This is a genomic window from Shewanella sp. MF05913 (genome assembly GCF_059758095.1).
Map to the genome: position 1 here is coordinate 1 of NZ_JCAYNT010000038.1, position 11,430 is coordinate 11,430.

An 11,430-nucleotide genomic window follows, 5' to 3' on the forward strand; every position below is an offset into this window, starting at 1 on the left:
ATGCGAAAAAAACTAAATACCTTGACTGAAGCCGATCACTGAAGCTAGATTTTACGGAGGTCTACTGGCGAACAAAAAAGTGATCGGCTTGAATGGTATTGACCGATCGGCATCATGGTATTACGCAATGAACACCGATCACAATGCAGTCCAACAAATCTGGCCGTTTAAATGAGCGTTCTTTTGAATTTCTGGGTAATTGAACATCTAACTGCTTAATAATGGTGAACTCTGAAAACGGGTCTGATGCAATTGTTTGAATAATCGACAATGCAGTTAACAATGATTGACTACCGTTAAGCAGACATCTTACTTCACCCTGAAAAGCCATGGTGACAAAATATAAGCCACCACGACTAATCAATTGAAGCTCTGAGTTTTTGACAACATCTTTCACTTGCGCAACAAAATGACAGATATTCATTTTTATCACCCAATTAAGCCGCAATAGAACTTTGAATATTATTTGTAACGCTTGATGTATCAGCATTACCTTCTTTTTCAAGCTCGCTTAGTAGAGTTTTCAACTCAATTATCCTTTGTTTGCATTCGATTAACTGATCAATTTCTGTAAATGTAGATGATATTGCTATTTCAGCTACTTCTTTAGTAGCTATGCCATGGCGAATATCAGCCAAATAACGTTGAATATGCTTATCATAATTTCTAATAAAATTATTGACGGTATTTAGTATTTGTAAGCCTAAGCTAGCGGTTTTGCTGAGGTCTAGCTTAAATTGATAAACAATACTGTCTGCAACACATAAGTTGATTTTGGTACCAATAGAGCTAATGGATAATTGGTATCCGGCGAAATAACCGAGTTTAATTTTTTGGTTCTGATAAAAGCCCAAGCAAATAGATTCAGCCATAGGAACGACATAGTTAGCTATGTCGCTTGACGCTTCATGAAGCGATACAAATTCAGCGCCATGAGCATTGATGTAACTAAATGCATCAGCAACTTGAGGAACATGTAAACCGCTTGCCTTATCTGCTTTTATAGCCGCTAAATAGTTTTTGTTACTCGCCAATTGCGATTTAATACGTTCAATATCCAGCTTAGCTTCGCGTTGATTACGTATAAAAGCATGACGTTTAGCTTCTAATCTCTGGATCGTTTTAGTTAAACTAACAAACTCTAATACCAAAGGAGATCCGCTTGTTTCTGCTTTGAGTTCAGCAAATGTGATTTCAGCATTTGATAAGTCTGTAACGATATTTTCTATATTTCTAGACGAATTAAAGCTGTCAATAAACGATTGTTTATTCTGTAAACATTGAAACAAAAAGCTGTCCAAGCTGTTTTTTGTTGCAATAAAATTAACATCCAAACTAAACGAGTCAGGTCTTGCTTGATAAAGTAAATTACCTTGGCGAACCGCCCTACCAATGCGCTGTTTTAGATCTGCTGGTCTAAATGGTGCATCTAGAATTGTCATGCCTACCAATCGTTGATTGATGTTAGCGCCACACCCTAGGGTATTGGTGGAAGCAATGATAACCCTTATTACCCCAGCATTAAGTTTTGAGTACAATTCAGCACGTGCTTTAGGTGTTTTAAATGATTGTGCAAACACAATCTGATCTGCACTCACACCTTTAGTGATTAAACCTTTTTTTATATCGTCATAAACGGAATGCTTACCCTCTTTTGAAGGTACGCCGATATCAACAAAAATAATTTGCACCCCGCGTTCATTGGTAGTTGCGTGGTATTTATCCGCAGTAATTTGTATACAAGTAGGGATTTTTAAGCCTGACTCGTCCCGCGAAATATTCTTATCAAGAAGGCGCATATCAACGCTCGCTTTCTTGGCCTCTGACATAATCAATAACATGTTGTCATTGTTAATCGGGCTCGCTTTAAAATCTTTTGCTCTTGAAACGAGCTGATTTGTATAATTTATCTGCGCATCCGTTGCTTCAACAACGATTTGTCGTGGTTTACCACCCGTCATTGGTGGAATGGCAGAATAATTTTTACCATTAAAACAAATCTTTGGTAAAAATTGAGAAAGCTCTTTTTCATTTACGCTATCCGCAATAGAACCCCATAGGCTTTGAAGTACGGTTAAATTACGAAATTCGCGCAAGCGGGTCACTGTTTTAAAACCTTTGCCTGTTGCCTGGATCTCAAAATCACTGCTGACCAGTGCAAATGATGACACAAAATCATCAATTGAATTAATATCCTGAGATTCGAGAAGGCCTTCATTTAAGAATTTTAAAAAGGTGTAACATTCAAGAAGAGTATTTGAAATGGGCGTACCTGTGGCGAAATATACGCCAAGGTTGTTACCATTTTCATGGTTGTTTCTTCTTAATGTTCTGATTTTTAAATACCAATCAAACGAACGTTTTGAACCTGTTGGATTGCCGCAACCCCGAACATTATTTAAACGTGTTGATTCATATTGAAGATTTTTAGCATACTGCGCTTCGTCAAGAACAAGAGCATCAATTCCCAGCTCAGTAATGCTAAAGCCTTTTTTACGATTATCTTGAGCTAATTCCTGTAAGCGTGCTTTTAATTTGGCCTTTTTATTCTCAATTGATTTAACTGAAAATCTAGCGTCGCCCTTGCTCTTCATTTGATAAAGCGCGTTATCAAGTTTGGTTACTTCTTCCTCAATAACAGACTTTTCTATTTCTTCATCAGCTGGAATGGCTGCAAATGATGATTCAGGACAGATAACCAATTTAGCGCCTGTCTTTAATCGTAACAACGTCGCATGGCGTGTTGTTGGGCTTAAATCTTCGGGATCTAAAACCGTAATAATATCTTGCGGGAAAAGTTGTAAATATTCCGCTGCAAATTGGTTAGTTAGGTGGTTTGGAACAACGCACATAATACGTTGCTTAAGGCCCAATCTTAATAATGTGTTCATAATGGCACTTAAGGTTAATGTTTTACCCGCCCCTACTTCATGAGCTAAAAGCAACTTACCTTCTGTTACGCCACGATATACCGCATTCAATTGATGCTCTCTAAGCTGGATTGCTTGATTCGAATTTGGCAGCGAAATTGTTTTACCATCGGCTTTCAACTGAACAAAGCGATTAAATTTCTCGTTAAATGTTGTAGAAAGTTTTTCTTGAATATCAATTCTTTCAAGTAAAAAAGCATCCCATTCACCGATAATTTTTTCTGCATTTATTTCATTTTCGAGTGTTGCTTGTTTATTGATAACCCGATGACCATTTTCATCTTTAGTGGTTACGGTAGTGCTTTTACCATTCATCAAACATTCAAACAATTTGCTAAAGCGATAAGCTGAGTTCGAACCAAGTCGAGTCTCCAACTGATATGGTAAGCATGTTAGGTTGATTTGCCATTGGTTTGCAGCATACATGAAATCAATCTCAGTATATCGGCCCTCTTTCCCTTCACACAAAATAGTAACAAATTCCTGATACACGTTCGCCGGAACCCAAGACGCACCTAGATTGACCTTGATGTTTTCAAATGAAATATCAAGTGGGATCACCGTATTTAATGCATCGATATACAAGGTTTGGGTGTCACTATCTAAACCAAGCTGGTGGACGTTGGACAATTTAGTTTTTACATCACCGGATAGGTAAACATTTCGTGTAACCCATGTGCCGCTATCTTTAAATATCAAGTCACCATTCGCACGATTGATAAATTCAAGTTCGCTGATATTCAATAACGTTGAACAATACAAAGTATCAACGCGACCGTAGACATTGACTGATGCGATTAGAGCATCATCAATTGAGCTTGCGTGAGTCGGAGGCGCCCAAGGTGTTAAAATACGTTGAGAAAATATCTCTGCTTTTTTGGCTGATGGGTTAACTGCTGTAAGGCCAAGTTTTTTAGCCGCCGCTTTGGTGAGTCCGGCTGAATAATTAAGCTCTAGTGATAAGAGGTTGTAATTAGTTGGATCTAGTTTAGCCACTCTTTGATTTGAAGCATCATGAATAAATCCGAAATCATTAACAAAACGATCATATCGGTAATTAAGCTGCTCTCTCATTGAGTCCAATTCATTTACAGGTTTATCTTCTTGTTCAGCATCAAGCAACGTCATTAAACTATGGCGAATACCACACAAACCCGTTAAACGCGCCTTACTGCTTCCGTTTAAGTTTGTCGTGGTCCAAATATCGTTTATTAACTGGTAAATTTCGCCATCAACTCCAACGGCATACGAGTATTCACGTGTCCCTGCTGCTTCAACAACTTCATGACCAGCCAGCGGGACATTATTAGCATGAGATTCAAACGATGTTTCACCGTCAAACTTCAAACCTGAAAACATGGATTTGATAGCCGTTACTGAAACATTCTCAAAATTCTTATCTCCAACACAATGAACACTATTACCTTGGAACGATTCACCAACTAACATTTTTCCATGAATTTTGTCAGGGTTAGCTGCAAAGTAATCATTTAATGTGTATTCATTATTATTTACGTCATGAACATTGCTTGCAGTAAACCAAACAGGGTTCGTTTCAGCCCCTTGTTGAAACAATAGAACATCCACTGTTGCATTTGCACCAGTGCTTACCTCAAACACTTGCTTTGGCAGTCTAATAGCCGCTTTAAGCGTCGCATATTGACCTACAAGTTCTCTCGCTTTTGTAGATGATGAATCCATGAAAGAGCGCGATACAATAGCTATCATCCACCCGTTTTTAGCTAATAAAGTCGCTGATTTAGCGAGAAAATAATTATGTAGTGATAATCCGCTCAAGGTTTTATTTGTACTATCAAAAATAGGAGACTGGCCGAACGGCGGGTTATGTAAAACTAACGAAAATGGTTTTGCAAACTTGGCATTTTCAAACCCAGTATGTTGAATATTAGCCGTGGGATATAGCTTATCGAGTATTTGTGCTGAAATTTCGTCTTGTTCTACAAGGTGAATATCCATGTTATTAAACAATGCTTCCGGCATAGTTCGCACCAATCCACCGACACCCGCAGACGAATCTAAAAAAGTGCCACAACTCAAACCAGCATCAACAAGACCGAGGTAAATTGCCTCAGAAATAAAATCAGGAGTGTAAAACGAAGAAAGAGTTGAAGCCTTTGCTAAGTCCCATTGTTCGCGGGTTAAAAGAGATTTTAGCTTGTCGTGGCGTTTAGACCATTTAATATCGGTTGGATCGAACACATTAGCACAACCGCCCCACCCCACGTATTTTGAAAGTGTTACCTGTTCAGTATGAGTTGCCTCAGCCTGTGCCTGTTTTAGTTCTGACAGGGTTTTTATAGCAGCGATATTCATGTTATACCGCGTAACCATACCTATTTTAGACAAAGGAAATCTGTGTAAGAAATTATTAGCTTTTACCTGCACTCGGCCATTAAGCTTTTTGTTTTCTTGTGTTTTAGCTATATAGGTTGAAAGTTCACTTTCGGAACCAAAAAAGAACCCCATTTGTCCACCCACATACTCTAATGATCTAACAGATTCCATTTTCTACCCGTCTAAATTGATTTGACATACCCATATAAGAACATGGCGAACAAAACAGGCAACTGGCATGATTAATGGCGAACAAAATTGAATAATGTTCTGTACCACTTATTTGTTATTCGATATTAAACATAGCTTTATGTAAATATACTTTCGAACGAACGAACAATGTTCAGCGAACAACATTGTTGACGAACAAGAAGGTGAAGAGTATTATTTGAACAATTATTTTTAAGTAGGCATACCGCTATGAGTAACGATGCATTTTCAACTGAGTTATCCGTTAGAGAACGAGTTTTTAAAATCTGTAATCAACTATATGCGGAAAACACGAGAGTAAAAATTCGTACAGTCCTTTCTTTGTTGCCAGATGTAAAGAGCACATCAACGGTGCACAAATATCATAAAGAATGGCGAACAGATTTAGAGAACTCTAAAAAAACGCTGTTTGATTCATTTGGATTTAGCGATGCTTTTCAAAACGCATTTGTCACTGAGATTGCCAGGTTTCACACTGATGCAAAGAATGAGTACAGCGAGAAGTTAGTCGAACTCACTGAAGAACGAGATTCAGCTGTATTGGGACTTGAAAAGGCAGATGGAGAGATTATCGCTCTACAAGATAAAAATAACGAATTAAACGAGCTGGTCCGCGAGTTACAGAATGAAATATCCTTGATTACCAGGGACGCAAAACAACAAGTAGAGCGATTAGAAAAAGACAAGTCGGCAGCCACAGACCGATTAGAGCGCCAAATGACAGATTTAGAGTCACGCTTAAACAATGAGAAAAAGGCGTTAGCGGAACAGCTTCAAAACCAAATAGATTCCGTTACATTGAAAAATAATGAGTTACGTGAAATATCCGAGCAGCAGCGTACTGAATTGGCCAAAGCCCAGCTTAAACTTGAGAGCAATAACGCATTGGTGGTTGAAATTAAAGACCGAGCCAAATCATCGGAAGAAGAAGCGAAGTCGAAAATATCAAAATTAGAAGAATCACTATCAGCGTTAAGCATCGAGTACAACCAAGCGGCTCAAGCATTGGCCGTAGCGAAAGAAAAAATCATTTCAAAAGATGATTTAGTTGTTAGCAGCCTAAATCAATATGAAATCGCAATTAAAAATGAATCCTCTTTAAGATTAATGGTTGAAGAAAAAGACCGTGAGCAACGTGAGTTGAGAGCAAAGCTTGAGCGAGTTACTAGAGACGATGAAAGCGCTCAAGCTGAATTGCTGCGCTTAACTGAAAAAATGGGTGAAATCAAACATGTGTTAGTGCTGCGCGAAAGAGAGCTTGCAGAGCTAAAAAACTCAATGAAAGCGAAAAAGTAAATGTATCCAGATGATTACGTCGAGGAATGAGCATGAATGTATACCTGGACACCGAAACCAACGGGTTAAATGATGAGGCAGAAATTATTCAAATAGGGGTGATCAACGATAACGGAAGTGTTCTCATAGATACATTAATCCAGTGCCAGGGAGACATCCCTACTGAAGTATCCGCAATTAATGGCATTACAAAGAATGATTTAAGTTGCGCCCCAACCTTTCCTCAAGTCTTTGATAAAGTTTGCGAAACGCTCAAAAATGCAGAAGCAGTTTTGATTTATAATGCTGAGTTTGATTTAAGACTACTTAAACAAACATCTAAGCGTTATGGGCTCCAAATGCCTGATATTAATGCGTCATGCGTCATGCTTGGGTATGCTCATAAATTCAATAATGGCAAAAGGCGTAAGCTGGTTGATGCGTGTGATGACTTACTCATATACACAGCGGATGTCATACTGCATAGTGCGGTTGGCGATTGTGAACTGACTCGCCGCCTAAACAACAAAATGAAGCTAGAAATTGCTGAGGAACAACTTCAGCGCGAAAAAAGGCGTAAAAGCAGAGAATATCGCAGAAAAATTAAAGCAAAAAAATTGGCGTATATTCCTGATAATTGGATTGAATATCCAGATTTTGGCGCACAAAATAGGCCTTCGGGTTACAAGACATTAAGTCAGATCTCATTAAAAGAGATACACAAATACGAATTTGCTGGCGTTTGTTGTGATACATACGGTGGGTCTGGGTATTTATTTAAACCCGTTAATTGTATTAGTCTCGACTTGATCTGACATTTCACTTGAAAAAGTGAGAGTTACCCGTTTTGATAAAGGTGTCGAATCTTTTAATCAAAACCAAAAGGTAACTCTCATGTTGCATACTAACAATCCAATCATTAAACACAAAGCAGGTTTACTGAATTTAGCTGAAGAACTCGGTAATGTATCCAAAGCTTGTAAAGTCATGGGGGTATCTCGAGATACCTTCTATCGCTATCAAGAACTCGTTCAAGATGGTGGTATTGACGCCCTAATAGAAAAAACACGTAGAACACCCAATCTTAAAAATCGTGTTGATGACGCCACCGAACAATCGGTTATCAAGTACGCGATAGACTTCCCAGCACATGGCCAGCACAGAACAAGCAATGAACTTCGAAAGCTCGGTGTTTTTGTTTCAGGCAGTGGTGTTCGTTCAATTTGGCTCAGACACAATCTAGAAAACTTTAAAAAGCGGCTGAAAGCGTTAGAAGAAAAAGTCGCAAATGAAGGGATCATCTTGTCTGATGCTCAAGTCGCAGCACTTGAGAAGAAAAAGCATGACGATGAAGCCTGTGGTGAGATAGAAACCCAGCATCCAGGCTACCTTGGCTCACAAGATACCTTCTACGTTGGTAACCTAAAAGGCGTGGGCAGGATATACCAACAAACCTTTGTCGATACCTATAGCAAGATAGCATTCGCTAAGCTTTATACGACGAAAACACCGATTACAGCTGCTGATATGCTCAATGATAAAGTACTGCCTTATTTCGAGCATTATGAGCTGCCTATGCTGCGAATATTGACCGATAGAGGCACAGAGTATTGTGGTCGAGTTGAACAGCATGACTATCAGTTATACCTTGCAATAAATGATATCGATCATACAAAAACAAAGGCGATGTCACCGCAAACCAATGGTATTTGTGAACGGTTCCATAAAACTATTTTAAATGAGTTTTATCAAGTTACGTTCCGCAAAAAGCTCTATGACAGTTTAGAAGTGTTGCAAAAAGATCTAGACGAATGGATAAATTACTACAACAATAACCGAACACATCAAGGTAAAATGTGCTGCGGAAGAACTCCGCTTGAAACATTACTCGATGGAAAACAGATTTGGGCCGAAAAAAACTTAGCTCAAATCTAAGCTGACAGACACCAATTAGAATGGGTAACTGTCAGATCAAGTCTGAGCTAGTACACGTTAATAAACAATTTCGAGAAATTTAAGCTGTTTAAAAAACGGGCTCTTAGCCGTAGCGAATACTCATGTTAAAAAAGTGATTGCTGTCTTGTACCAGATAATTTTCTTGAGGCAATTTCTTCCTTCATGACATTTTCTGAAACGGATAACATCGTTATGGCCTCCGTGATTGGGATACCAACAGTACAGCGCAAGCTATTTAACGCTTGAGCTCGCCTAGCATCATCGTGAACTCGGCCAATCGTGCCTTTGGCCAAAGTGACAACTCCAGATTCAAGAAGCTGTTTAAGCATAACGGTCGGGCATTTGTTATCTAGATGTCCATCTTCTTTCAACTCTAAATAAAAATCTTCTACAAAAGTCATGGCAAATGCGTTTTTTGTTACCACTTCGACTCGGTGTAACGCACAACCCTATGAGACTCCCCGTCGCGCTTAAACATGCGCTCAATTGATTTAAACTGGTGATCCAAACCTTCGTCATCTAAACCAACCGGTTTATTGCCCTCAACGAATTTCATCAATGGAAAATACATGTATTTGGGTGTAAATTTTTTTTCTGTATAACTGGTTTTTGGGATTGGGTACCGCATTCCTTCATTTACAACGTCATGCCAGATTTTGAGCGCCATCCCAGCTTGTTCTTCACCGCCTTCACGTGCCCAGGCATACTGAATCGCTAATAACTCTCTGTAATCAACAAGATCGATAGTGTGATTACCAGAACGCTCATATGATTCCTGTTGGATTGTGAGTATAAATCTCAATAAGTCCATTCGGTATTCGAGGCTATACTGGTTTAATCCCACTTTTATGTAACCTTCTTTTGTCAGCTTGCGCCCCAATGTTGAACGGTTAGAGTAATCATATAGCGTATTGATCATGTAGGTTCTTAAATCGTTAAGAGGACGCATAAATCCGTAAGTTTTTGGGTCTGTGTCCATCTGGTTTTCAAGTGAAGAATCATCCTTGTTAAGCGCGCATAGAAAACAACCAAATCTACTGCCGCAGCTTTTGCTTTGAGCCAAGTTTCCTGCGAACAAGTCGCATACGCCACCATTACCGGCAGAATAGTGTTTTTTCATGTAATGGAAGTTATCACTGTAACTTTCAATATCACCATCATCGATAATCGAAAACAACTGCCAAACATCGCTTAATGACCAATCTTTGATTATCGCAAGGGTCCAGCCTAGTTCAGTCATAACGGGTGTATGGCTCGTTTCATTACGCTTTTGTAAGTTTGATTTTCTCACTGCACTTTCTGCATCACGTAAACCCGATACCGACAAGATTTTGTCCGTTTGGTATTTATCTGATAATGATTTTAAAAAGGCTTTCATGGGTTGAATCTTCCATGAATACGCGCAATCTCTCGCGTTTGAAGTGGTTTCGGGTGTTCTTAGTAGCTTACCTCTGCCTACATATAAGTTAATATGAATATGGAGCATTCGATAAGATAAAAAATAATGGACAAGTATTTCCTTTAAAACTTTTTGATGCACAACCTCAGCATGTACAAAAAATAGACAAAAACGACTTCAGCTGTTACATTATTGTGACATTTAAATTGGGGAACTATTTACGTGAGAATCCATGGATTTAAATAAATTGTATGAATTACATTTAGCAGGAGAAAAGCCGAGATTGGTAGTCATACCAACTTTTAGGTTCTATCGTCCTGTACTCACAACAAGACTTATTGAAAGTTGTGATGTAATTAAGAAACTGTCATATAAGAAAAAACAAGGCAGTTTAAACACCGAAGTTTTCGCTTGCCAAAAAAAACAAAACCATACTAAATTTAATCATCTACCTATAATTCTCTTGCATGACTCAAGCCCTTGGGAAGAAGCTAATTGTTATCTTATGAGCTTAATAGAGAATACTCACAAGTTTGAGGCTTTACCTTCATACCAGCAACTCTATAGGAAAGCTCTATCTATCAAGGGTTTTTCAGAGTTCATCGTTGCAGAGAAGATTAATTTCAAAGAATGTAAATCGAGAGCAAAAAGCCCTTTACGTAGATATAGATTCATGCTGAATGAAAAGATGAAAATAAGAGAAATTTCAGCAAATACTATAAAGGTAACAATGTTGAATCTAGTTTCATTTTATCGCTATTTAATCAAAACAGAAAAAATTAAATTTCAATACCCTCCTTGGGATGAGAAGGAGAGGTATATTCAATATAGGGGACAGTCTGGTAACTATATAAATCATAGAGTAATTAGTTCTGATGTATCTCAAGTTCATGGTATTAAACACGCAAATATAAAAAATGCAGCTTTTGAAGGAAAAATTATCGACGGCGGAACTCTTCGCCCCTTAAGTATAGATGAGCAAAAAACTCTAATTTTTACACTTAAAGAAGTCGGTTCAATTGAAATGACACTTGTGCACCTTCACGGTCTCATAACCGGCGTTTTTCAAGGTAGTTGTCGCCTAAGCTGTTAAGCTGCTTCTTTTTTGTTCTCTGGGTTTAACTCCACCTCACCGATTTCATCCCAGTTTCTGGTGCCATTTGACCAGCGGTTAGGGTTAATTTTTTGCGATTTTTTGTATAACTCACGGCGTTTTGCCAATATCGCTTTATCTTCACCATGATGACGTTGTGCCGGTGTCACGAATTTGATACGACTATGTCTGTGCTCATTGTTGTACCAATT

Annotated in this window: 8 protein-coding genes and 1 pseudogene; 4 read left to right on the plus strand and 5 right to left on the minus strand. The window is 38.5% G+C overall.

Annotation, left to right across the window (positions count from 1 at the left end; genetic code table 11):
• Nucleotides 1-112: 112 nt before the first annotated feature.
• Entirely contained in the window at nt 113-424 is a 312-nt protein-coding gene (locus AC19MV_RS22480; protein ID WP_498309990.1) for a hypothetical protein, read from the minus strand.
• A 13-nt stretch (nt 425-437) separates the two neighbouring features.
• Nucleotides 438-5,456 carry a helicase-like domain-containing protein gene (locus AC19MV_RS22485; RefSeq protein ID WP_498309991.1) on the minus strand — a complete coding sequence of 1,673 codons (5,019 nt, stop codon included), beginning with the start codon at nt 5,454-5,456 and terminating at the stop codon, nt 438-440.
• Between the two features lie 249 nt (nt 5,457-5,705).
• Between AC19MV_RS22485 and AC19MV_RS22490 the strand changes: the two genes are divergently transcribed.
• From AC19MV_RS22490 to AC19MV_RS22500, 3 genes are all read left to right on the plus strand, one after another.
• Nucleotides 5,706-6,791, plus strand: coding sequence for a coiled-coil domain-containing protein (locus AC19MV_RS22490; RefSeq protein ID WP_182771565.1), 1,086 nt, complete (start codon nt 5,706-5,708; stop codon nt 6,789-6,791).
• A gap of 32 nt (nt 6,792-6,823) precedes the next feature.
• A complete protein-coding gene (locus AC19MV_RS22495; protein WP_498309992.1) occupies nt 6,824-7,585 on the plus strand; it encodes a 3'-5' exonuclease in 762 nt (253 codons plus the stop codon).
• A 79-nt stretch (nt 7,586-7,664) separates the two neighbouring features.
• Nucleotides 7,665-8,705: an IS481 family transposase gene (locus AC19MV_RS22500; protein ID WP_188738050.1), complete on the plus strand. Its 1,041-nt coding sequence runs from the start codon at nt 7,665-7,667 to the stop codon at nt 8,703-8,705.
• A gap of 125 nt (nt 8,706-8,830) precedes the next feature.
• Here the strand turns inward: AC19MV_RS22500 and AC19MV_RS22505 are convergent, their stop codons facing one another.
• Entirely contained in the window at nt 8,831-9,127 is a 297-nt protein-coding gene (locus AC19MV_RS22505; protein WP_498309993.1) for a hypothetical protein, read from the minus strand.
• A gap of 17 nt (nt 9,128-9,144) precedes the next feature.
• The gene (locus AC19MV_RS22510; protein WP_498309994.1) at nt 9,145-10,104 is read right to left on the minus strand and encodes an adenine nucleotide alpha hydrolase family protein; all 960 of its coding nucleotides are present in this window, start codon (nt 10,102-10,104) and stop codon (nt 9,145-9,147) included.
• A 253-nt stretch (nt 10,105-10,357) separates the two neighbouring features.
• Here AC19MV_RS22510 and AC19MV_RS22515 point away from each other — a divergent pair, with 253 nt between their 5' ends.
• Nucleotides 10,358-11,218 carry a hypothetical protein gene (locus tag AC19MV_RS22515; RefSeq protein WP_432339127.1) on the plus strand — a complete coding sequence of 287 codons (861 nt, stop codon included), beginning with the start codon at nt 10,358-10,360 and terminating at the stop codon, nt 11,216-11,218.
• Here AC19MV_RS22515 and AC19MV_RS22520 read toward each other — a convergent pair.
• A pseudogene (locus AC19MV_RS22520) lies at nt 11,215-11,430 on the minus strand (IS3 family transposase); the annotation flags it as partial. The gene AC19MV_RS22515 and the pseudogene AC19MV_RS22520 sit on opposite strands and share 4 nt — an antisense overlap.

Bases quoted from the DNA above. Each gene is read 5' to 3' on its own strand.
- AC19MV_RS22490 (WP_182771565.1), top strand. From the start codon at position 5,706: ATGAGTAACGATGCATTTTCAACTGAGTTATCCGTTAGAGAACGAGTT.
- AC19MV_RS22485 (WP_498309991.1), bottom strand. From the start codon at position 5,456: ATGGAATCTGTTAGATCATTAGAGTATGTGGGTGGACAAATGGGGTTC.
- AC19MV_RS22500 (WP_188738050.1), top strand. From the start codon at position 7,665: ATGTTGCATACTAACAATCCAATCATTAAACACAAAGCAGGTTTACTG.
- AC19MV_RS22505 (WP_498309993.1), bottom strand. From the start codon at position 9,127: ATGACTTTTGTAGAAGATTTTTATTTAGAGTTGAAAGAAGATGGACAT.
- AC19MV_RS22495 (WP_498309992.1), top strand. From the start codon at position 6,824: ATGAATGTATACCTGGACACCGAAACCAACGGGTTAAATGATGAGGCA.
- AC19MV_RS22510 (WP_498309994.1), bottom strand. From the start codon at position 10,104: ATGAAAGCCTTTTTAAAATCATTATCAGATAAATACCAAACGGACAAA.
- AC19MV_RS22515 (WP_432339127.1), top strand. From the start codon at position 10,358: ATGGATTTAAATAAATTGTATGAATTACATTTAGCAGGAGAAAAGCCG.
- AC19MV_RS22480 (WP_498309990.1), bottom strand. From the start codon at position 424: ATGAATATCTGTCATTTTGTTGCGCAAGTGAAAGATGTTGTCAAAAAC.